At 43.6% G+C, this 23,680-nt stretch carries 20 protein-coding genes and 2 pseudogenes; 5 read left to right on the forward strand and 17 right to left on the reverse strand.

Features of this window, described 5'->3' with window-relative positions:
* Positions 1 to 181 (forward strand): annotated as a pseudogene (locus QAI40_RS11375) (IS3 family transposase); the annotation flags it as partial.
* Between the two features lie 92 nt (positions 182 to 273).
* On the opposite strand, the gene QAI40_RS11380 reads toward QAI40_RS11375, so the two are convergent.
* The 12 genes from QAI40_RS11380 to QAI40_RS11435 all read right to left on the reverse strand — a co-directional run bounded on the left by QAI40_RS11380 (position 274) and on the right by QAI40_RS11435 (position 15,936).
* A complete protein-coding gene (locus QAI40_RS11380) occupies positions 274 to 999 on the reverse strand; it encodes a hypothetical protein (protein ID WP_299981884.1) in 726 nt (241 codons plus the stop codon).
* Between the two features lie 6 nt (positions 1,000 to 1,005).
* Positions 1,006 to 1,620: a hypothetical protein gene (locus QAI40_RS11385; RefSeq protein WP_299981887.1), complete on the reverse strand. Its 615-nt coding sequence runs from the start codon at positions 1,618 to 1,620 to the stop codon at positions 1,006 to 1,008.
* A gap of 1,010 nt (positions 1,621 to 2,630) precedes the next feature.
* A complete protein-coding gene (locus QAI40_RS11390; RefSeq protein ID WP_299981938.1) occupies positions 2,631 to 3,941 on the reverse strand; it encodes an NAD(P)/FAD-dependent oxidoreductase in 1,311 nt (436 codons plus the stop codon).
* 9 nt (positions 3,942 to 3,950) lie between these two features.
* On the reverse strand, positions 3,951 to 5,420 hold the full coding sequence (locus QAI40_RS11395; protein ID WP_299981890.1) for a trimethylamine methyltransferase family protein: 1,470 nt from the start codon (positions 5,418 to 5,420) through the stop codon (positions 3,951 to 3,953).
* Positions 5,421 to 5,452: 32 nt separating this feature from the next.
* Positions 5,453 to 7,357, reverse strand: coding sequence for an aldehyde ferredoxin oxidoreductase family protein (locus QAI40_RS11400; protein ID WP_299981893.1), 1,905 nt, complete (start codon positions 7,355 to 7,357; stop codon positions 5,453 to 5,455).
* 360 nt (positions 7,358 to 7,717) lie between these two features.
* Positions 7,718 to 8,677, reverse strand: a complete 960-nt coding sequence (locus QAI40_RS11405; RefSeq protein ID WP_299981896.1) for an electron transfer flavoprotein subunit alpha/FixB family protein — start codon at positions 8,675 to 8,677, stop codon at positions 7,718 to 7,720.
* Positions 8,674 to 9,441 (reverse strand): electron transfer flavoprotein subunit beta/FixA family protein, encoded by a 768-nt coding sequence (locus tag QAI40_RS11410; RefSeq protein ID WP_299981899.1) that lies wholly within the window; start codon positions 9,439 to 9,441, stop codon positions 8,674 to 8,676. The genes QAI40_RS11405 and QAI40_RS11410 overlap by 4 nt, the downstream gene beginning before the upstream one ends.
* A gap of 48 nt (positions 9,442 to 9,489) precedes the next feature.
* Positions 9,490 to 10,827, reverse strand: coding sequence for an NAD(P)/FAD-dependent oxidoreductase (locus tag QAI40_RS11415; RefSeq protein ID WP_299981901.1), 1,338 nt, complete (start codon positions 10,825 to 10,827; stop codon positions 9,490 to 9,492).
* A 17-nt stretch (positions 10,828 to 10,844) separates the two neighbouring features.
* Positions 10,845 to 11,480, reverse strand: coding sequence for a sarcosine oxidase subunit gamma SoxG (locus tag QAI40_RS11420; protein ID WP_299981904.1), 636 nt, complete (start codon positions 11,478 to 11,480; stop codon positions 10,845 to 10,847).
* Between the two features lie 10 nt (positions 11,481 to 11,490).
* On the reverse strand, positions 11,491 to 14,412 hold the full coding sequence (locus QAI40_RS11425) for a 2Fe-2S iron-sulfur cluster-binding protein (protein WP_299981907.1): 2,922 nt from the start codon (positions 14,410 to 14,412) through the stop codon (positions 11,491 to 11,493).
* Positions 14,396 to 14,683 carry a sarcosine oxidase subunit delta gene (locus QAI40_RS11430; RefSeq protein ID WP_299981910.1) on the reverse strand — a complete coding sequence of 96 codons (288 nt, stop codon included), beginning with the start codon at positions 14,681 to 14,683 and terminating at the stop codon, positions 14,396 to 14,398. The genes QAI40_RS11425 and QAI40_RS11430 overlap by 17 nt, the downstream gene beginning before the upstream one ends.
* Positions 14,684 to 14,712: 29 nt before the next feature.
* Positions 14,713 to 15,936 (reverse strand): NAD(P)/FAD-dependent oxidoreductase, encoded by a 1,224-nt coding sequence (locus QAI40_RS11435; RefSeq protein WP_299981913.1) that lies wholly within the window; start codon positions 15,934 to 15,936, stop codon positions 14,713 to 14,715.
* Between the two features lie 226 nt (positions 15,937 to 16,162).
* Here QAI40_RS11435 and QAI40_RS11440 point away from each other — a divergent pair, with 226 nt between their 5' ends.
* Genes QAI40_RS11440 through QAI40_RS11455 form a run of 4 tightly spaced genes read left to right on the forward strand, consistent with a single transcriptional unit; the run spans position 16,163 to position 19,169 of the window.
* Positions 16,163 to 17,038, forward strand: coding sequence for a MurR/RpiR family transcriptional regulator (locus QAI40_RS11440; RefSeq protein WP_299981916.1), 876 nt, complete (start codon positions 16,163 to 16,165; stop codon positions 17,036 to 17,038).
* Positions 17,039 to 17,058: 20 nt separating this feature from the next.
* Positions 17,059 to 17,547: a prolyl-tRNA synthetase associated domain-containing protein gene (locus QAI40_RS11445; protein WP_299981918.1), complete on the forward strand. Its 489-nt coding sequence runs from the start codon at positions 17,059 to 17,061 to the stop codon at positions 17,545 to 17,547.
* Between the two features lie 33 nt (positions 17,548 to 17,580).
* Positions 17,581 to 18,231: a DUF47 domain-containing protein gene (locus QAI40_RS11450; RefSeq protein WP_299981921.1), complete on the forward strand. Its 651-nt coding sequence runs from the start codon at positions 17,581 to 17,583 to the stop codon at positions 18,229 to 18,231.
* Positions 18,231 to 19,169 (forward strand): inorganic phosphate transporter, encoded by a 939-nt coding sequence (locus QAI40_RS11455; RefSeq protein WP_304511640.1) that lies wholly within the window; start codon positions 18,231 to 18,233, stop codon positions 19,167 to 19,169. Before QAI40_RS11450 ends, QAI40_RS11455 begins: the two co-directional genes overlap by 1 nt.
* 111 nt (positions 19,170 to 19,280) lie before the next feature.
* Here the strand turns inward: QAI40_RS11455 and QAI40_RS11460 are convergent, their stop codons facing one another.
* The 5 genes and pseudogenes from QAI40_RS11460 to QAI40_RS11480 all read right to left on the reverse strand — a co-directional run.
* Positions 19,281 to 20,003, reverse strand: coding sequence for an ABC transporter ATP-binding protein (locus QAI40_RS11460; RefSeq protein ID WP_299981927.1), 723 nt, complete (start codon positions 20,001 to 20,003; stop codon positions 19,281 to 19,283).
* 7 nt (positions 20,004 to 20,010) lie between these two features.
* Entirely contained in the window at positions 20,011 to 21,237 is a 1,227-nt protein-coding gene (gene livM, locus QAI40_RS11465) for a high-affinity branched-chain amino acid ABC transporter permease LivM (RefSeq protein WP_299981930.1), read from the reverse strand.
* On the reverse strand, positions 21,221 to 22,132 hold the full coding sequence (locus QAI40_RS11470) for a branched-chain amino acid ABC transporter permease (RefSeq protein WP_299981933.1): 912 nt from the start codon (positions 22,130 to 22,132) through the stop codon (positions 21,221 to 21,223). Before QAI40_RS11470 ends, livM begins: the two co-directional genes overlap by 17 nt.
* 91 nt (positions 22,133 to 22,223) lie before the next feature.
* Positions 22,224 to 23,360, reverse strand: a complete 1,137-nt coding sequence (locus QAI40_RS11475) for a branched-chain amino acid ABC transporter substrate-binding protein (protein ID WP_299981936.1) — start codon at positions 23,358 to 23,360, stop codon at positions 22,224 to 22,226.
* A 16-nt stretch (positions 23,361 to 23,376) separates the two neighbouring features.
* Positions 23,377 to 23,680 (reverse strand): annotated as a pseudogene (locus QAI40_RS11480) (ABC transporter ATP-binding protein); the annotation flags it as partial.

The raw sequence follows: 23,680 nt of genomic DNA on the forward strand, positions 1-23,680 counted from the left end.
TGAGCAACTTCACTATGGGCTGGCACAAGAAGTTTATGATCAGCGTTGCGTTATTCTTAAAAATGCTTTTGAAAAAAATCCTGCCCGGTTCAGAGGGAAAATACCTCAACCACCGGAATTACCGGAAGCAGCTTGGATTAATAAACCTAAACAGAAAGAAAGCGAAATGATTAGAGCTTAATTTATTATAAATGGTGTCTCATTTCTATTGACACATTCCGATACTGGTTTATTGTTAACAGCTTGAACTATTCTAAGGCTCTTTATGTTGATCTAAGGCCCTTGACATGCTTGATAAAGAAGTTCTTCGCAAGCAATTCGTAATCCGGGTTGTATTTTATCTATATCAGTTTTTCTGGCATTAAAACGTCGGTTGTGTGCTGATAGATCCCCAAGCTTCTTAAAATCCTTTAATCCTCGCAGGGCATTCCTGCTCAATTGAATCCGCTTTTTACTTTCAAGATGGTTCAGTAGGCCAGAGAACATAAAGAAGTTTCCATCCGAACCGGTTATTTCATCAGAAAGCCTTTTTTCCTCATAAGCTTCTATTATCAATGTTTCGAGAAGCCTACGACACATCACGGCGCAACAATCAAACAAGCCGAAATCATAGCTACCATTAAGTTGAAGTAGCACCTTTTGGGTGTATCCCCTTGCATTTTTAAATAAGTCAAGATCCAAAACCGAATCTGATGGTTCAATCGGTATTGTTTGTAAAAATTGTGAGTATTGTTTTGTTAGCTCAGGCATCATTTTCGCTGAGATCTTGAAGCTTTTCCCAGATCCACGAACCACTCTTTTGTCTTTAGAAAAGCCTTTAGATAGTCTGGATGGATTTTGCTTACCAAAACCCACATCTTCAATTTTTTTACAAATAGAGGTGCATGAGAGTTCTGTCTCGTTGTCATTGATCGTAACAAACCACAACAAGCTGATAGCACGCTCAATGCTACTGAGGTTTGATACTCCTATTTTTTGGAGGAATTGTTTCTCTGTCAACGCTCATTACTCCATGGAATTTGGATCTTGTTTGAGACAATAAGCTTTGGCCACATTGATGGCTTTCGATGTTAATGCGGGGTTAAGAACGATATTTCCCTTCTTGATCTGGAGCCATTCACAATTGGTTATTGATCGAGTAGGGTTATTCGCTGAGACTTCAAGTGTTTTAAGAACAGCAGTAGCTTCCTTAAGGGCAGTTTTCCCCAAATTAGCACTATCCTTCCATAAAATAAGAATAGTCGCTGCAATGATAACGTCAGCAATTGCCTTAGTCCCTCTTTTAGGTAGTGCTGTTTTAAGGGCCTCCCAGTAATGTTTATCTAAATGAATATACGGTGGTTCGGCTTTGGGGGAACACGCACTTTGCAGGCACTCAATTGAGATATCTAACTCTTTTGCAAAGCAGGCAATGGTCTCTTCCGGTTGTCCATTATCGGATTGCGAATCTATATCGCTACCACTATTGGTCGTTCCGCCGGAGGTAATAGTTTGTTCAACAAGAGAATTTCCACTGTTTATAGCGACTAAAACATTTTGCCATAGAATCGCATCATCTGATTCTGCAACTACTGTATCATCTGCCATTAGGATGATTTTTAAACTTGCTTTTACAGCCATGATAAACCTCGATATATTTAAATTAGAACAAAGTTGGTGTTATTTTTACAACAAACAATGTGTTTTGTCAAGTTTATTTTGAGTGGATAGGGCAAATTGTAATTAGGCATACGATTGCTTTAAAATTTTTATCCTTATTATAACATATAGATATAAATCTATATTAAGTTTTGGAAATCTATGATTCTATGTGTGATATAGTGAACTTGTAATGTGTGGCTTAAGCAAAATACAGGCTGATATATGAACTCTCGGGCATAAAAATATAATATTTTCAAGAGGGGATATCTATCGATACAAAGGCTTTAGGAATCCCCCCATAGGCCCCTTCCTAATGCTCATACAAAAGGACTTGGGTCATTCTAATACCATCCTATACAACCTGAAAAACCTTGATGGATAGACAAATAAGGGGCTTCAAGCTGACCGGAAAAAGATTAATCCTGGCTGCACATGACGAACTGACCGAGTAACCGCCTATCAACCCTTTGGGATCTTTTGAATCTCACAAACTATACATTATGACACTGAAACGACATGGCCTATTTACAGGGATCTTGGTGCCTCATTCCGCCCAAATGAATAAAAAGGAACATTCTTCTCAAAAAGGATAGACATTTTGAGAAAGGTTTTATCCCTGGCTTAATGACGGAGTTTTTTAGCATTTTAATTGGGCCCAGTAAATCAACAAAAAATTCATTATTATTTCAAATATTTAATCAAGGTTGAGTGAGCTCTACTGGCTATAGGGTTGGGTATCCAGAATTAAAAAAAACCAGGACTATCTCTGTAATCCTTCAGTTTTCCTTTACCTGTTAATGAGGTCCCCTATGATATCCCAGTTCTTGTTTTCGCAGGTAGGGAGATTGAAAAAAAATATTTGTTTTACAAATGGTAGTTATTATATCCTCATACTCGTTCCGCGATCCTCTATGAACGAGCTAATTAAATCATAATTGAAAGTCTGTGCCGAAAGCAGCAGATCCTATTCAGGCTCTATAGCGCTCTTTTTATCCGATAACCGAAAAACTGGAATCCTGATTGATTTCCCGGTTCCGGCTGAAAAAACCAATATTCAATGTATGGTTAATATATTTCATCCTATATTGCAAAGGTGTCTTGTCATGGTCATTGCTGCTTTCGCAGTACTGGATAAGGTCTGACATAAATCCACCTACCACAGGCGCATTCTTGTACTGGTTGCCGCTGGTGCCGATGGCCAGATAAAATCCAGGCAAATCTGACTTGTCATAAATGGGGTACCAGTCATCTGAAACATCATAGAGGTCCACCAGGCCCTGACTCTTGTTTGGAATCGGCAGATCCGGAATCCGCATGGCTTCCCGCATGGCCTGGGTTCTTATCTGGTCTGTAAAATCAGTATTGTAATTATCAGGATCAACATAGTCCAAAGGATCACATTCTGGTTCTTCGCTGCCGATTAAAAAGTGATTGCCGATTTCAGGCCGGGTATAGACACCGAGATCACTGTCAGATGTTATAATCCCCGTTTTCTCCCAGTTTACACCTTCAGGGCTTGGCACATGGGCCACTTCCACTCGCAAGGCACGGGTTTTAATATTCATTTGATCTTCGACACCCGCCATTTGGTTGATGAGGTATGAATGGGGGCCTGCCACATTGACCACCACCGGGGCGTAAATTTTGCTGCCGTCTTTCAGGGCCACACCAACTGCCCTGTTGTCCTTTTTTAAGATATCCACAACTTGAGTATTGAACATAAAATCCGATCCCACATTCCTTGCTGCCATTTCCACATTATGAGTGGAAAGCTTGGGATCACTCACATAGCCTGATTCAGGCACAAAGACAGCTCCGTTGATACTATCACCGGTGGGTTTTCCAAATTCCGGGTCATCCATGAGTTTTTGCGGATGGAAGGATCTTAAGTCCGGCTTGGGGAGATATGGCTTCATTTCTTCCGGTGTCAGTTCCAGATAGCCCACACCAAGGGCATCCAGGGATTTCATGACATTTGTAAGATTATCGTTAATCTTGGATTTAAAGACCATGGCGCCGGTATTTTTATAATAGGCCATGCCGTCAGGGTCGGAAACATTTAAGTACCTTTGCCAGTCCAGCCAGTAATAATACCCTTCCCGGGCAAGAGCCACCCCTTCCGGGGAGGAATAGTACAGCCGGATAATGGCACAGGACCCGGCAGTGGAACCAAATCCCGAACCGCCCAGCTTGTCAATGCTCAGTGTTTTATAGCCTTTCAAAGCCAGTTCATAGGCAATACTGTTTCCGATGATACCGGCACCAATGATGATGGCATCATATTTTTTTGGGTCATTTATTTCTCTCCATCATCCTTTTTTTAATTTGGCAAGAATTTCCTTTTCACCTTCTCTTTTCAATCGGTCAAGCTCTGAAAGGATCTTGTCGCTTAAGGGCTCAGGCTTATGGGTTTCTGAGATCATCCTGACTTCTTCTTTTACCCTGTCTTCCATTGACGGTTTGCCGGCAGCTTTCCAGACATCAATGGTCTGACGATTCATAAGTTTGGCATTCCACAGTTCTTTTTTAAAATGGTCCATGGTATGCTGCTGCACGAGAAAATGACCGCCAGGTCCCACATCTTCTATTATCTGCCTTGCAATGGTTTCCCTGTTTACTGTAATACCTTGTACAAACCGCTTTGTCATACCGATCACTTCGTTGCCCATGACCAGTTGTTCAAGGGAACATGCCATGCCCGCAGCCAGATACCCGACATCATGGATAAGGTTCAAACCGGAAAGGCCCTGGCTCAATATTGAAAAAGCACTTTCAATGCCTGCCTGGGCATCCAGCATTTTGGAATCAGTTGCACCGGCAAGCCCCCAGGTAGGCAGATTAAAGGATTGTGCCACCTCTGCCTGGGCAGCAAGGGCAAGGTTGTTTTCCGGTGCGCCCATTGCCATGAGTGCTGTTTTCATATCAAGGATACCAACATTACCGCTCATGGCAACAGGGCATCCTGTTTTCCGCAGCTGAGCAATGGTGATATGGATAAGTGATTCTGCCGTAATCTGGGTGATAAGCCCTGCCAGTGTAACCGGCCCTGTGGCACCTGCCTGGACGGTTGAACCCGGCAGCTGGGGCATGAACCTATCTGCTGCCACAAAAATACGCTCAACCACTTCATCCGGGAAAAAAAGAGGTGCAATAGCCTCAGGATAGGCGATAATAAAGGGTTTCTGACTTAAATTTTCCTGTCCTCCGGCAATCACGGCCGCCATCTCGTAAACATACTCACAGCCAAGGGCTGTATAACCAATGAAAACAGCCGGCTTTGTGGTGTTGGCAACAAGGGCGGGAAATTCATGGACTTCGGCAGCATCTCCAGGTACATCCTGAGCCGTTCCCATGGGCATAACAAAATCAATGCCATCCAGGTAATCTGCAACTTTTCCACCCAGCTCAATATCCTTGATACTGGTATTCCGGATTTCACCGATAAATGCATCCCGTGTAAAAGGACTGGCAGTGGACGTGCCATAATGGCTTTTCTCCCCTTCCACTTCCATTGCCCGCCTGCCATTCCTGTCATAGATGGTCCAGCCATTGGGGGTTGTGACCAGGCATTCTTTAACAATATGCCTTGGAATTTTGATGTTATTGTCCTTGACCCATGCACCGGCCTGTTTCATCATTTTATGAACTTCTTTGTGCTGGCATTTAAACCCGACTCTTTCAATAATATCAAAAGCGGCCTGTTTTATTTCCCAGATCTGGTCATCGGTAAAAATTTTCATGCCAACGGATCTTGTTTGAATATTCGAAGACTGAATCATTTTTTTTCCTCCAATTTGGTAAAATTCGTTTTCTAAGCCGGTTCAGGAGGAATACCTTTCTCATCCCACCCCATGGCAGTGTAGTACTCCTGTAACATGGTTTCAAAATTTTTCAGGGTTAATCCCTTAGTATGGTTTTTTTTAATAAACATTTCAGGAAGTTTGTCTTCAATATCCCCGTTTTCATGCCGGATATTAAAAAGCTTCTCAAGATTTGCAATTTTTTGTCCTGCGTCAAAAAGGTCTTTTTTTGAAAGGCTTAAATCCGTCAGGCCATTGATGAGTCTTACTTCATTTTCAAGGTTAAAGGATCTTAAAAGAGATAAAACCGGCACCTTGCAAAGACCCAGACAATCAATAATGATATTGGTGGTAACGGCTTTTTTTATCAAAGGCCCTTTTGCGCAAATGGATTTAATGTTAACTGCTTCGTTGGTTCCAAACTCTTTTTTTGCCTCTTCTTTAGTCCAGCTGTATTCAAGGGATGCATATACATTATTATAATCACCACCCCGGCTTGATACAGCATATCCAAGGGCAGTGCCCATAATGGCTGCCGGGTGATAGGCGGTCAGTTCAAGCCCCTTGATATGAGCCGCATGTTTAGATGCACCATTGCCGATGATTTCTGCCGCCTTTCTTGTGCCAAGACTTAAAATTTTACCAAGACCTTTGCCCTCAACCATCTGGTAAATTAATTTTTCCATGGTGGCGGCATTACCCCAGGAAAGGTCGAGATCATCAATCATATGGTCTGGCAGATCACCGGGTAACAATTTTTTTTCAAAAAGATCCATGGCAAAGGCAATAACACTGGCGGCTGAAGTGCTGTCTACTCCCAGACGGGAACACAGATTATCCAGTTTAATGATCTGGGAAAGATCTTCAAGACCACATTTTGGTCCCAGGTTAATAACAGGTTCAAATTCCGGTCGTGTAAATAGCTCATCTTTCTCCAGTCCATCCAGCTTAAGGTCAGCTTTGCACTGGACCGGACATCGAAAGCAGCCACTGGACCGGACAATATTTTTCTCAAGCTGCCTGCAATCTATTTTTTCAATCTGCTTGATCCCGATTTTGCTATAATTCCTGCTGCCCATGATACCAAAGTCATTCACCCATTTAACATATCCGGCACCGCCATATTTTGAAAAAAAATCAAACGCCGTTGAATTTTTTATTTGGGACACATAGGAGTTGACAGCCTTTTTCTGCAAGGGTGTAATAGCATGAAAATGTTTATGGCTTCCCTTGGAAATCACAATGGCTTTAAGATTTTTTGATCCCATAACCGACCCCATTCCCGTTCTACCGGCAGCATGATCCCTTTCGCTTATAATCGCACCAAACCTGACCTTGCTTTCGCCTCCAGGCCCGATGGCGAGGATCTTTAATTTTTTATCATTATGGGATAGTTTAATCATCTCCTGGGTTTCAAAGGTATCATGTCCCCAGAGATGGGATGCATCCTCAAGGCGGGCTCCATTGGAATCAATATAAAGGTAGACAGGTTTTTGCGATTTTCCCGTGATGATGATGGAGGCAATGTTACAGGACCTGAGCCAGGCGCCTGCATACCCGCCAATATTTGAACTTCCCAATATTCCTGTCAAAGGTGAGAGCGCGTTAATATGCAGCCTTGCTGAGGTCGGAGCAGATGACCCTGTAAGAAGGCCGCATGATAGCAGCAGCATGTTCTCAGGGGCCAGAGGATCTGTTCCGGAAGCAAGATGATGATAGAGGTACCAGATATTAAATCCGCGCCCTCCGATATATTCCAATGCAGTTTCAGGGAATGCTGAAACATAGCACTGACTTGAACTCAAATCTACATTGAGCAATTGTCCAAATCGTTTTGCCGAGCCCATCTTCATGTCTCCATTCATCTCCATACTGCATGTTATAATGGCCTGTCTTTTATCTAAATTTAAATTCAATAACAGCCTTTTAAAAGAGGCTTAAAATTAATTTTTATCTTGTATCATGTCAACCGGTTGCCAGCAATAGTTTATCTAATAAATATTACAATTTCTTTTTCAAATATTCTTTATTGAGTAAATTGATATATTAAAAAATATTAATAATATATCAAAAATAAAATTTATTAATATGAAAATCAGTTCCCTTGACCTTTCCTGTGAATCTGATTTTACATTCAAATTTTTCAGCGCAGTACAATTTCAAGGATGATAATACTGGTGGGGTTATCACCGAGATAATACTATCTGAATGCAGATGGACAGATAATCTGCGGTATCCAGATCCCGCAAAAATCTTCCCGGCTTATTATCTTTGAATCAGTCATTTTCCAAGTGCTTTATCAACTCTGGTATAATTTCCAACGCATCTGCCTTAACATAATAATCACAATTGGACATTATAGATGCATTTCCATCCGTATTTATGGCGATTACCATGCCGGAAGTTTTCATGCCGGCAAAATGCTGGACAGATCCTGAGATACCGCAGGCAATATAGACCATGGGGCTTACCTTTTCACCGGTCTGCCCCACCTGCATGGAATAGGGCACCCAGCCTGCATCCACAGCCACCCGGGAAGCCCCGACGGCAGCATTGAGCTTTTCTGCGCATTTTGAAAGAATGGTAAAATTGTCACCGTTTTTCATCCCCCTTCCTCCGGCAATGATCACATCAGCCTCGACAAGGTTGATGTTTGTGCTTTCATCAACTTCGCTTGTTTTAATAACCCTGAAACCTTTGGCAACAAGGTTGCTTTCATCCAATTTCAACTTCACTATCCGGGCCGAAGCTTGGGCCTTCACCGGCTCAACCGCATTGGGTCTTACACCAAACACCAGGACATCTCCGGTTACTTTTATCGTAGCAATGGTTTTGCCTGAATACTGGGATGTCTTGACAAGATTTTGTTCAAGATCAACAGCATAACAGTCCATAACCAAAGAAGCTTCAAGAAAAGCTGCAATCCGCGGCAGAAGGTCTTTGCCCGTTGCAGTTGAAAGACCGAAAACCGCACAAATATTATACGCTTTAATGACATTTATGATGACTTTCGCCCTGACAACCGGATTGGCCTGCTGGTCTTTTGAAAGGCAGACTTCAACGATCTTTGTGATACCAAATAATTCCAGGTCCTCTTTTACACTTGCAGCATCTGCATCCATGACAACCGCAAAAAGTTCCGTATCTTTCGCCCTTGCCAGAGTGATCATACCAAAGTTGGTCTCTTTGATTTTTCCGTTATCCAGTTCTATGATGATACCGATATTTTTCATCATATGACCCTTGCTTCATCTTTAAGGATTCTTAGAATTTTTTTTGCGACTTCACCGGCATCGCCCTTTATCTCTTTCGGCTCCCTTTTTTGTAGCAGGGGCTCAAGCTCAACAATCTTCATACCTGCTTTCGAAGGTTCGATCTTCAGGTCGTAAAAAGCAATTTTTTTAACCGGTTTTTTTTTTGATTTAACCACATCGGGAAAGGTCGGATATCTGGGAGTGTTCAACCCCCTTCCTGCACCGATCACACAGGGCAAAGACAATTCATAGGTATTGGCAGTGCCGCCGGATAGCGCACAGTCAACGACTGCCCTGCCCGCCTCAATATCCAGATTGACCACGTTTGTTGCAACCGGAAGATCCAATAAGGCCCCGATACGAAACATGGTCTGCATTCCTTCGGCATCAATGGATTCCTTGCCCGTAAAAATCAGTCCGGGGTTTCCGTCCTGCTCAATGGCAGCTTTAAGAGCTTGTGCCGTTTCAATGCTGTCGTGATTTTTATCACTTGCGATCAAAAGCCCTCTGTCAGCCCCCATGGCCATGGCAGACCTAAGGGTTTTTTCTGCATCATCCTTTCCAAGGCAGACCGCAACAATTTCAGAATCCGGCAGATTATCTTTAATCCTGACAGCTTCGGTAACCGCATGTTCATCGTAGGGATTTAAAAGAAAGGTTAGATTTTCATCAATACGGTTTTTCTCAACAATGGTAATATTAGCAGCAGAATCAGGAACATGTTTAACACAGATATAGATTTGCATTAGTTATTCACCACAGAAAATTAACCTTTCTTTTTTAAAAAGCTTCTCCTATCCGTTTACGGAAAAGGAACTGTTATAGTTGATTTCCCGTTTTCTTGAGAAAAAACCCACATCTGTTGACCTGTCAGTATGCTTGAACTTGTACTGGAGCGGCTCTTTATCATGATCCAGGCCCTTTTCACAGGCATCAATCAACTCGGCCATCATGCGGCCGACAACCGGCGCATTCTTGTACTGGTTGCCGCTGGTTCCAATGGCCATGTAAAATCCAGGAAGATCAGATTTGTCATAAACAGGAATCCAGTCATCAGAGCAGTCATACAGATCAACAACCCCTTTGGGCTGATTGGGTACCTGAAGAGATGGAATCCGTTTACCAAGCCTGTAACACTGTGCTTTCCACTGTTCATCAGTCAGGACATTGTCTTTTCCATGTCCGCCTTTGCCGGCATAAAACTCATCAGGATCAACCCATTCCTGGGGATCACATTCCGGGTCTTCGCTGCCGATGAGAAATGTATTTCCCACTTCCGGACGTACATAACAGCCAATATCTCCGTCAGACATATGATACCCGTCATTGAGATAATCATATCCTTCAGGTGAAGGACAATACATGACTTCATGTCTTAAGGCCTTGGTTTTAATATTGCAGCCTTCCCATACACCTTCAGCCATCTTGTTGACCATAAATGAATGAGGCCCACCTACATTGACAACAATCCCGGCATCAATCCGAGTGCCGTCTTTCAATGTAATACCGGCTACTTTGCCGTTTTCGCTTCTGATATCAACCACCTCGGCATTGAAAATAAACTCAGCACCCTTGGCTTCGGCAGCTCTCATGATATTATGGGCAGACAGAGCCGGATCATTCACATAACCGCCTTCAGGGCAAAAGATAGCCCCTTCAAGCTCTTTGACTGGGTCATCAAAGAATTTCGGATCTTCAGGACGTCTCACAGGCCAGAATTCATGGAGATCAGCAACAGAAACCATTTCTTTTATCTTGGCAACTGACCATTCTTCGTAATTAACACCCACTTCATCATAATTTTTTTGAACTTTTTTCCAGTCATGTCCCTGGGACTTGATCAGGATTGATCCTGTGTTCATGTATTTGGCAAGGCCTTTTTCATCTGTTACATTGTCCAGGTAATTTTCCCAGTCCAGCCAGTATTTAAAGCCTTCATAGGCCATGGCCACACCGTCAGCAGTAGAATAATGAGCTCTTACAATGGCGCATGATCCGGCGGTAGAGCCTTCTCCGGCATCGGCAAGCTTGTCAACGTTAAGGGTTTTGTACCCCATTTTGGAAAGCTCATAAGCTATGGGGCAACCAATAACGCCGGCACCAATAATAATTGCATCATATTTTTTGTTCATAATTTTTATCTCCTTTTTTATAATTCTTTAATCCAGTTTGTGAACCGGTTTTCTCCGGCAGGTGTAAGTTTGAATTCTTCTCCTGCATGAAGGATGGAATGAATCATATCTCTTCCATATCCTCTTGAGCAGGTCAATACCAATCCCGAGATATCACCCTCTTTACTCAGTGTCACAATCTGACACGGCACATGGGAAAAAGGTCCCTGAAAAAGAAAAGGTGCCTTTCTTTGCGGGTCCATAAAATCAAGTGCTGTCAATTTTTCACAAATTGAAAACACATTTTTCCCGATCAGTGCAACACACATTGTGGATTCTGTAACATCTGTATATCCTGATTCATCCGGCATAACGGCTGTATCGTCGCTATCCAGGTTATACAATGACACCTGGGTGCCGTTCATACGATTGGCAAGAACACCTTTCTCAAGAACACAAATGCCTGGTGTTTCAGGAATTTCAATTCCAAAAGGTTTTTGGGCTGCAAGGTTGGAATCCTGCAGATCAAACCGCGGCCTGTGGCTCAAGTCAACCAGAAATGGCCCGTCACCTTCTTCACTATACTCCATAACCACTTCCCAGTTGTCCCTTGTCTTAGTTTTAACAGGTGTACTTTTAAATACAACCGGGGAAACTCTTTGTATTTCTTTCATAATTTTTCCCTTACATTTTCATCCTTGTTCCTTCAGGATCATAAAACGGCATTTTTACCACTTTCCCGTATATCCGGTCATCCCCGCACTCATCTTCATAAATCTCAAGCCGGGTGCCGATCTTGGAAAGCTCACCCTCAACCAGGGCCATGCCCACTGCCTCGTTTAATGAAAAGCTGTCTCTTGCAGTACAGATATATCCCCTTACTTTTTCATCCACAACCAATGCGCCGTCCCTGGGAGCTCTTGTATTGTTTTCCGTTTTAAATCCCACAAGCTTGAGCCGGGTTTGATCATTTTCTGCCTGACGCAATGCTACTGCACCCACTGTTTTAGCTTCTGTTTTGTTGCGATCCCACAAAAAGCCCAGGCCCAAATCCAAAAGATTTGTTCTCTGTTCAGATTCCTGGCCCAGAATGATATGGCATTTTTCCATACGAAGCACGTTCTGGGCTTCAACACCAAAATTCTTGATATTGAATTCTTTTCCGGCTTCATTGAGCATGAGCCAGACAGCCTTCACATAAGAAGACGGTACATGCAGCTCATAGGAAAGCTCACCCACAAATCCCAGGCGCATTGCTCTGGTCTGAACGGTATCCTGGATTTTAAATTCTTTGTATTCGGAATATCCAAAGGCTTCATTTGAAATGTCAATATCCACAACTTTTTCCAGCACCTTCCTGGCATTGGGGCCGGACAGGTTGATCACACCCAGGGAATCAGTGAGGTTTACCAGGGCAAAAGTCCACCCATCATACCTGGTGTGGTATCTGATCCATTCAACGGTTTGTCCTGCACGACCACTTGAAGTGGTGAAATAATAGTCATTTTCTCCCTGTTTGACGACAACCCCATCATCTATCACGCAGCCGTCATCATTACACATGGCAGAATATTTGACCCGCCCTTGTTTTACCTTGGACATATCTGATACAAACACCCGCTGGAGTGCTTTTAATGCATCGGATCCATGAATCCTGAATTTTCCAAGGGTTGATCCGTCCAGCATTCCCACATTGGATCTGACATTTTCAATCTCTTTTTTACAGGTTAGATCATTTGAAAAATAACGTGCCCGCTGCCAGACGCCAAGATTTCTGAAAATTCCACCGTCTTTTCTCTGCATTTCATCCATGGGCGTTATTTTAAACATCTTGTGATTGACCCCGGCATAGGTAGAAATCAGTGTGGGAACAAGGGGCGGTCTGACATTGGTGGGCCTGATGGAAACATCGGGCAAAGTCTGATATTTAGCCACATACAAAGGCAGGTTATGACCGGGGATACCGCCCTGGCCAGGTCCTAATCCCGTGGCTGTAAACCGCTTGATCAGTTCGGGCACATCAAAGCCTTTTTCAATGGCCTGTTTGATATTTTTAATGGTTGCATCTTCATCAAAACAGATAAAACTCTTACGGCCTTTCACAGGTGCTGTTACAAGCTTTGTTCCCCGGACAGGTCCGGGAAGGTTTTCCAGAGCTTTTCTGGCTTCCCCGATTTCCTGGATGGAACAATTTTCACAGTCAAAGGCAGCCTGCAGTCCGGCAAGCGTTCCAGATGCTTCTACGGATAAAGGATCGTTTAAGCCCAGGACACGACCGGCAGCATGCATTTTTTCCGGCATCTGGTCCGGAAGGAAACAACCCGTATGGTTATCATACTTGAGCGTTCCCTGGGCCACTGTAATATGACCGGTAACCGGTGTGATACCCGCTGATGCCACAACAAGGTCGCAGTCAAAACTTTTTGAGACCAGACCGTCAACACTTGCAAGGCTGATTTTATTTACAAGTTTGCTGCCATGGGCTTTTGTTGCCACCCACCCTTTGAGAAGGGGTATTTTTTTATCTTCTATCTTTTTTAAAAGCTCAGGATCATGTCCATCTTCCCTGATATCTGCAACACAGGAAATGGCAAGCCCCAGATCATGAAGTTCCAATGCCGCTTCAAGCCCCAGATCATGACCAATGCTGAAAACCGCCTTTTTACCGGGCAGAAGCCCATATGTTTTTGCAAGTCGTAAGGCGCATGCGATCTGCATGACACCCGGTCTTTCATTGTTGTCAAAAATCAAAGGCCTTTCAATACATCCGGCTGCAGCAACAACACTTTTGGCTCTTATTTCAATATATCGTTGATCAAAAACATCTTCTTTTTTCCCGATCTGGAACCCGGTGACAAGATTGTTGTTATAGGTTCCCACAGCAGATGTAGACGTAAACGAGCGAATGTTCTCATGTGCAGCCACCTCGTTTGCAAGGAATAGAGCCCTTTCATGGAGGGCCTGACGATCTTTGTACTGCCCTGACCTGTATTCGAAAAATCCTCCCAGCCAGGGCCGGGATTCCATAAGGATGACCCGCAGACCTTTTTGGGCAGATGAAAGAGCTGCCATCATTCCGGCAGGACCGCCACCGATGACACAAACATCCGTGTTCAAAAAGACCTCATCAAATTTGCCGGGCATTTCATAATCAGGACTGATTTTGCCAAGCCCTGCAGCCTTTCTGATCTGCTTCATGGCTATGGGCCAGATTTTTGCAGGCTTATGCATCACGTTATAGTAAAATCCTGCCGGCATCAACCAGTCCAGTTTATCCAGAAAAGACATGTAATCATTTTCAGCAGAACCTTTGACATTCTGCTCTTTTATGACCATACCGTCTTCAAGCAGCGTGTTTTCGCACCTGACATTTGGGATACCGTCTACTTCCATACAGGTATTGCTGCATTCACCGTCAAGGCTGTAAAGCCCTCTGGGCCTGTGATATTTGAGGCTTCTGGCGAATATCCTGATCCCGTTTGCATATAAAGCCGTTGCAACGGTATCGCCCTTTACCCCATAATGTTTTTTCCCTTTATATATAAAGGCAATTTTCTGAGTCGTATCTACTTTCAATGTAGGCAGATGATTAAACCTGTTCATCATTTTTGCCCTCCTGATTTGTTGCCTTCTGGTCTTCCTGTTCAAGGTTCGTGGTTGTATCCCGGTAAATGGGAAACCATGACCCGCATCCATCTTTATGAAACCACCATTCCTGCTGGACCCCTGCAACACATTTGTTCATGTGCACATAATCGCACCAGGCTTCCGGGGTCAGATCTTTCTCTTCAGGTCTTGGGCCTTTTTCCTCTCCACCAAACTTGAATTCATATCCGTTTCTTTTCCCGCAAATTGGACATGTGATTGTTAATGCCATTTTCTTTTCTCCTTATGTCTAATTGCCGGCTAATTATCTGGGCTGTAATTCACAAGTGCAGCGGTTTCACCCATGAGCTTGTGCTCTTGATACCGACTCAGAGCAAAAGGTTTCAACATGTCAGGGCAGTTGTCTGTTGCCATGTATTCGGCCATATATTTACCAACGGCAGAGCAGGATTTAAATCCAAAATAGCCCCATCCACAATCCATGAAAAATCCTTCAACATGGTTGTTGCCTTCCATGATAGGTGCCATGTCAGGTGTCATATCAGCAAGCCCTCCCCAGATTCTCATGAACCTGACTCCTCTTAAACAGGGAAGAAATTCGGAAAGTGCCTCAGCTTGATGTTTGATATAGTGGGCTGTATTCAAAGTTGTATAGTTAGGCCATGGATCCATGTGAGCACCTGTGGCTATTTCACCTTTCAAAGTCTGGTTGGCATAGCAGTGATAGGCACCCGAGGAAACCACATGATCAAGAACCGGTTTCAGGGGCTGGGTCACCATGGCCTGAATTGTCAAAACGCTAATGGGAAGCTTGATTCCAAGCATGTCATAAATCAGGGCAGCAGAATAGCCTCCGGCTGAAATCAATACCTGTTTGGTATTTATGACTCCCTGGCTGGTTGTTACAGATGTTACCTTACCGTTTTTTGTGCCGATTCCCAAAGCTTCGGTCTGCTGGTGAATCTCAACACCTTTTTGGGCAGCACCTCTTGCAAGTCCCCAGACCACGGCATCATGGCGAACAACACCACCCGGCGGATGGAACATGGCGCCATGAATTGGAAATGTAATATCTTCTGAGATATTCAGGGCCGGAACCAGCTCTTTTGCTTCTTTTGCATCAATAAGATGACTTTCTACTCCATGAAACTGAGCTGTGGCAATTGTCATGCGGGCAGCCTTCATGGCAGCTTCACTGTGCATGAGGTTTAAATTCCCGCAATTGTTAAACATTAAATTGTAATCCAGGTCCTTTGTCAGAACCGGCCAGAGATCAAGGGCTTCCTTATAAAGGGGAACATTATACTGTGTCCGCTGATTAGCGCGGACAATAGCAGTATTTCTGCCGGCACCGCCAAATCCGATATAGTTTTTCTCTATAATCGCGATATCGGTGATGCCATGTTCCTTTGCAAGAAAATAAGCCGTTGCCAGGCTGTGAAGCCCTCCTCCGATGATAACCACATCATAACTTGATTTAAGCTTGGTCTTTTTTCCCCACATGGGTTTTTTTTTCAAAAACATTGGCCTTCTCTTAAAATTTAGGATTTATATTATTTTGCTCCCTATCATCGCAAATACAATACGAAAGAATTCGTGTCAAGTATTTTGTTTAAAAATGATAGTTTTTCTTTCATAACCACTTGACAAGTTTTTAATCTTGTTATAAATTTTTCTTAAATTTAGAGACTTACAATAAAAAAAATGACTCATTTACTTTGACAATATATCATAGAAAAGACAATATATTATGAATGATTCTTCAACACACCCTGTAATAAACGATATTTCAAACAAACTGGATTCTCTGACCCCCAAGGCCCAAACCCTTGGAACTTATATTATGCAAAATCCTTCCAAGGCGGTCTTCATGACCACAAAAGAACTGGCAGAAACCTGTCAGATCAGTGAGGCCACAGTAGTCCGCTTTGTCAGCACCCTTGGATTCAAAGGATATTCAGATTTCCAGGAAGCATTAAAAGATTTTGTCAACACAGGCCTTTCTCTTCCTGAAAGAGCTGCCATCAAAGGCATTAAGGAGCCAGGGACAGACAGACTTCATATGGGTATCCTGGAAGAACTGAACAACCTGAAATATTTGTATGAAAATATTAATATTGATACCATGAACCAATTTGTTGACCACCTGGATAAAAGCCATACCGTTTATGTGGTCGGCTCAAGACTGTCCTATACATTTGCTTATTATCTGGGCTGGTCTTTGACAAAGATCAGAAAAGGGGTTCATATCATGAAAGGCAGTGACAGCACATCCATGGATATGCTCACCAATGCCCATTCCAACTGCCTGGTAATTCTTATGGCCACCACCCGGTATCCCAATGAACTGATCAAGTTGAGCAAAATGATCCGCCGCAGTGGCCACACCTTATTAACCATGACAGACAGCAGCATCTGCCCGGTAATCCAGTTTGCGGACCTGTCCCTTGTGGTTCCGGCAAGGTCCATCCCGTTCATCGGCAATGTATCAGGCGTGCTGGCAGTGATCCAGTATATTGTTCAGGAACTGGCCAATAAAAAAGGAGAGGAACTGACCCGGTATCAAAACCAACTGGAACAGGTTTATCTGGAAAACGATATCCTGTTTAACCTTGAACCCAAATAATTAAGAAAAGAGAGGAAAATATGCTACAAACCCAGGACGAGCTGCTCAATGTACTCACTCAGATCGGCGTTGAATACACAAACCATGAACACCCGGCAGTCTATACGGTTGAAGAAGCCGACCTGCACCATGAAGGAATAGACGGAGTCCATAGTAAAAACTTGTTTTTTAAAGACAAAAAGAAAAACCTGTTTTTGGTAGTCACCCTTTCTGACAAGTCCATTAAAATCAAGGAAGTGGCCAAAAAAATCGGTGCCAAAAGTCCGTCCTTTGGCAAGCCTGATCTTTTGGCTGAGGTTTTAGGTGTCATCCCGGGTGCAGTGACCCCCTTTGCCGTTATCAATGATAAAAATCATGCTGTCAAAGTGATCCTGGATGAAGAAATGATGGAAAATGAACTTCTCAATTTCCATCCCATGGAAAATACCGCGACCACCACCATCTCTTCTAAAGACCTGGTAAAATTTATGGAATACTGCAACCAGGAGGTTGAAATCATCAGATTATAACAAACAAATGGAAAGACAATAGCGGAGGACAGCATGTTTAAATTTTTTTCCAAACACGAAAACAGGGTAGAAGAGTTGATATACAAGTATCTTGAGAATTTTCAATTAATATGTGAAAATTTTGAAAAGGCGGTCTTTTCATGTATTAGAGAACCCCTTTGTGAGGAATTTAATTTTCTCAAAGAACAGACCGATAAATACGAATCCAAAGCTGATGATATTATTGATGAGATAAACAACCTTATGTATGGCAAGGTATTAATACCTGACTCAAGGGAAGATATCATGAAACTTCTTCATGCCTTGGATAAAATTCCCGGCTACCTCGAAATTGTACTTTTCATGATTAAATACCAGAAGCTTGTCATCCCTGAAAAGTTTTTTAAAGATATTCAGGAACTTATTAAAATCAGTCTGGAGGCGTGTGAAACTCTTTCAAAACAGGTGATCGGGTTTATCAAAAAGGAAACGGGCACGCGCACTTTTATGAATACCATTGATAAACACGAAAGCCATTGTGACTACATTGAAAAAAGGCTGATACAAAAAACGTTCACTTCAAATATTGACCCTTTTGTTAAACTCCAGCTCAAAGAGTTGATTATTTGTATGGGCGATATATCTGACCAGGCAGATCGAGTATCAAAAATGGTTAATATTTTCAGCATGAAGAGGATGGTTTAATGTATTCCCTTTTTGGTGGTATATTTTTAGGGTGGTCTCTGGGAGCCAATGATGCATCAAATATTTTCGGGACTGCGGTTTCATCCAGAATGATTAAATTTTGGACAGCGGCTTTTCTTGCATCAATCTTTGTAATTTTAGGCGCACTGATATCGGGCCAGGCAGGGATAGAGACCTTAAAAGGCTTAACTTCTTTTGATATTTCCCAGGCAGTTATATCTTCTATTGCAGCAGCGCTAACGGTTAGTGCCATGACTTTTTTAGGATTGCCCGTATCCACATCCCAGGCTGTTGTAGGAGCGATTATCGGCATCGGTATCATCAACAGCCAATTGCACCTTGCAGGCCTTGGCAAAATATTTATCTGCTGGTTTACAACACCTGTCGGCGGGGCATTAATCACAATAATTTTGTACAAGTTACTGGCATTTGTTTATAATCATTTAAAAATCAGTCTGTTTCGCTCGGATCAATTATTGAGAATCTGTCTTGTTATTTCTGGATCATATGGTGCATATGCCCTTGGCGCCAATAATGTGGCCAACGTAGCTGCTGTTTTCGTGGGTGCCGGAACCCTAAGTATCTCTGGAGCAGCGCTTATCGGAGGCCTCAGCATTGCCTTTGGAATTCTTACATTCTCAAAACCGGTAATGGAAACCATAGGGAAAAAACTTGTATCACTTGATCCTTTTTCAGCGCTTATGGTCTCAATGGCCGTTGGTATCACAATCCATATTTATACGCTTATTGGTGTGCCGGTATCAAGTTCTCAGGCAGTAGTAGGGAGCGTTTTAGGTATTGGAATAATAAAAGGCGCCAGCACGGTCAGTATTCATACTTTAAAAAACATCCTTCTCGCCTGGTTTCTCACGCCTGTTATTGCCTGTCTTATCGCTATTCTCATTACTTTTGGATCTTATCTGGAATATACAGGATGATAATAAATGATTTCAGTTGAAAAAAATTGTTGTTGAAAATAAAACAGCCGGTTTCAAATTAAAGTGAAACCGGCTGAAAATTATGAATGGATTATTTGATCAGAAATATCCTTATTCACCAAGATAGGCTTCCCTGATCTTTGGATTGCTCAACAGGACATCTGCCTCATCTTCAAGGGTAATTTCGCCTGTTTCAACGACATAACCCCTTGATGCTGCATGGAGTGCAAGATTAGCATTCTGCTCAACCAAGAGGATGGTGACACCTTCTTCCTTGTTGATTTGGGCAATGATATCAAAAATTTGCTGAACAATGATGGGCGCAAGCCCCAGGGACGGTTCATCCAGCAAGAGAACCTTTGGTTTTGTCATGAGCGCCCTTGCAATGGCCAGCATCTGCTGTTCTCCGCCGGACAGGGTTCCGCCCTGCTGTTTTTTCCTTTCTCCCAGAATGGGAAACATCTCATAGGAATGCTGGATATCTTTCATAATCTGGTCGATATCATCCCTGTGAAAGGCTCCCAGTCGCAGGTTTTCCATAACTGTGAGTCTAGGGAAAATCCGTCTTCCTTCCGGTACCTGGCAAAGTCCCATGGTGGGAAGCTTTTCTGCCGAAACTTTGTTGATCAATTGGCCAGCATAGTAAATTTCACCTTTTTCAGCTTTGATAATACCGCAGATGGTCATGAGTGTTGTTGATTTTCCAGCGCCATTGGCCCCTATGATAGCCACGATTTCTCCGGGCATAACCTTAAGGGATATACCTTTCAGAGCTTTGATGGACCCGTATCCCGAGTGAACATCTTTTAATTCAAGAATCGGTTGTATACTCATCTGTCCTTTAGCCCTCCTTTTCTTCAGATCGGGTTCCCACGCGCTTGGCTGGTATCAGACCGGCCGGCCTGAAGAGCATCATGATAACCATGGTAGCGCCAAAAATCAGCATACGATAGGATTCAAATTGGCGAAAAACCTCGGGCAAAGCGATCAAGGCTGCAACACCCAGGATAATCCCGGGGATGGAACCCATCCCGCCCAGAACCACCATGCACAACACCATGGCTGACTCAAGAAAAGTAAAACTTTCCGGGCTGACAAATCTCATCCTTGCAGCAAAAAAAGCTCCGGCAAGTCCTGCAAATATTGCACCTATGGCATAGGCCAGAAGTTTATAAATAAAAGTATTAACCCCCATGAGTTCGGCTGCGGTCTCATCTTCCCGGATGGATTCCCAGGCACGTCCCACCCTTGAAAAATTCAGCCGATGAACGCATATGGCCGCCACAATGGCCAGGCCCAATGCAAAATAGTAAAAGAGCTGGAGTTTTTTCATCCAGAAATGCTCAAAAGTAAATCCGTTTTCAAATACCGGCAGAAAAATACCGATGGATTTGATCCCGAGGATTCCGTTGGGACCGTTGGTCAGCTCCATCCAGTTGTTGAGGATGATGCGGATGATTTCCCCGAATCCCAGGGTAACAATGGCCAGATAATCCCCTCTCATGCGAAGGGTGGGATATCCCACAATACAGCCGGCAATGCATGCAGTTAAGGCTGACAGGGGCAGGCAGACCCAGAAACCCAGACCGTAAACAGTATTCAAAATGGCATAGGTATAGGCGCCTACACCGTAAAATGCAATATAACCCAGATCCAGCATACCGGCCAGACCCACCACCACGTTAAGGCCAAGACCCAGGCAGATATAAAGCAGCACACTGATGGCCACATCAGTGCCGTATCGGTCTGCAAACTGGGGATAAATCAATGCAACTATCAAGCCTGCAGCAAGCCAGATCCAGGTGGGAAGGGCAGTGGAAGTGGTCTTGATATTACCCGCAGCCCGGGATACCGGGTCTGCAACAAATTTCAAAGAACCGCTGCCCTTGATCACATAGATCATAAGACAGACAAACGAGCCTGCCAGTATATAAGTCCAGACTGTAAATGTCGTCTGAAATGTCATGGTCCCGTCGGAATGAATGCCCAGCAGGGGCCAAAGCAGCCCTAGAAGCCATAACATGCCGATTGTATATTGTTTCCAAACTTTTTTAAACTCTTGTATCATCGATATTCTCGCCCATAATTCCATTTGGTTTAAAATAGAGAACGCCAATCAATATAATAAATGCAAACACATCCTTGTACTCGCCTGAGATATAGCCGGCACCGAATATTTCCACCATTCCGATGATCAGGCCGCCCAGCATGGCACCGGTAATATTACCGATTCCTCCCAGCACGGCTGCTGCAAAGGCCTTGATACCGGGAACAAATCCCATGTCATACCGGACCGATCCGTAGTAAAGGCCGTACATAATGCCGGCAGCACAGGCAAGCCCCGCACCAATGGCAAAAGTCAGTGAGATAATCCGGTTGCTGCCGATGGCCACAAGGGCTGACATGGTCTTGTCTTGGGCCGTAGCCCGCATGGCCATACCGATCTTGGTCTTGAATACCAGGAGGTTGAGCCCCACCAGCAGGCAGGCAGTCAAGGATACAATCATAATTTGAAGATAGGAAATAGTTACCATGCCGAAATCAAATCTTCCCTGGAACAACTCACTGGGATAAATCTTGTCATACACTCCCTGGGTGAGCATCAACCCATTGGAAAGAAAAATAGACATGCCCAGGGCAGATAAAAGCGCAGCCAGCCTGGACTCTTTTCGCAAGGGTTTATATGCGATTTTTTCAACCCCGACAGCCAGATAGGCGCAATAGGCCATGGCCATTGCAAAAGATGCCGTCAGGCAGATCACCGGGTGGGTTTCCATGTATCCGATACCGGAAAAATACCCCAGGGCAATGGCCCCCACATATCCGCCGGCAGCAAAAAATTCGCCATGTGCAAAGTTGATGAGCTGAATCACACCGTATACCATGGTATACCCCAGTGCGATCAATGCATACATCCCGCCAAGAGTTATACCGTTAATCAACTGCTGAATAAAATATTCCATTATATTTAATTTTCTTAACTTTATTTCCTGAAGTAAGCAAAAAGATGCGGCTGCTTTTTAAAATGCAAGCCGCATCACACTTTTCACAATCTTACTTGATCAGACCGGTTGCAGGTTCCCAATAAGGAACAAACTTATCGCCAACAACTTTAAAGGCAATATAGGAAGATCCAGAATCTCCTTTAGGTCCGAATTTAATATGTTTTGCAACACCCTGGTAATCCAGTTTCATGAGTTCAGCCTTAATTTTAGCAGGTTCTGTGGAACCGGCAGCCTTAATGGCTTTTAAAAGAGCTGTGGCCGAATCATAGGCATAGGTCGCATAGGCAGCAATCTTACCATATTTAGGCACATATCTTTCTTCAAAGGCCTTGTATTGAGGTGTATTGGGATCGGTAAATCCATAGGTCAGGTAAACACCTTCTGATGCAGCTTTTGCAACCTCCATGTATTTGGGCTGGAATACGGCATCCTGGGTAACGATCTGGGAGTCCATACCCAGACGTTTGGCCTGGAGTGTCATCATGGCAGCAGGAGAGTATCCCTGGAGAGACATGTAGAAAACATCGGCATTTTTCTGTTTTGCCATAGTTAAAATCGCAGAAAAGTCTTTGTCACCCTGGTTAACATGCTCATGACCCAGAATTTTAATGCCCAGTTTTTTACTGGCTTCACGGACACCGTCTGCAAGACCCTGGGAATAGGTGGTTTTGTCATCTACTATAAACATGGTTTTGGCACCCAGGGCTTCTTTGATAAATTTAGCAGCTGCAGGGGCCTGGTCATCATCCCTTCCGCACATCCTGAACATATATTCAAGTCCACGATCCGTAACATCCTGATGGGTGGAAGCCGGGGTAATCATGGGAATACTTTCTTCATCCAGCACCTCGGACGATGGAATAGTTGAAGAAGAACAATAGGCGCCCACCACACCGACAACACCAAGGTTGATCAACTTGTTGGCTGCAGCAACGGCCTGTCTTGGATCACAGGCTGTATCCTGGGGAAAAAATTCAATTTTGTCATATCCCGGGATTCCACCTGCTTCTTCAAATACTTTTATAGCAGTCCAAACACCATTTTTAATATCTGTTCCATCCGATGCATAGGGGCCTGTTAAAGGACTCATGGATCCGATTTTCAAAGTTTTTGCAGAAACTGCGCTAAACAGAAACGGAACCAGAATAAGGCTCATAACCATCATTGATAAAACTCTTTTTTTCATTTTTTCCTCCTAAAAATTATTGGTTGGCAGGCTGACCAAGATAAGCTTCAATCACCTTCGGGTTATTCTGGATTTCATGAGAATCACCTTCAGCAATCTTAACACCATGATCAACACATACAATATGATCACACACTCCCATCACAACTTTCATGTCATGCTCCACAAGGAGAACGTCAATACCAAGTTCTGATATGCGTGTAATGTCTTTCATTAACTCTGAGGATTCAGAGGGGTTCATTCCGGCAGCAGGTTCATCCAGCAGCAGCACCTTGGGTTCCGAGGCAATGGCCCTGGCAATTTCAAGTCGGCGCTGCAGG

The organism is Desulfobacula sp., from assembly GCF_030611305.1.
In the GTDB taxonomy this organism is placed as follows: Bacteria; Desulfobacterota; Desulfobacteria; order Desulfobacterales; family Desulfobacteraceae; genus Desulfobacula.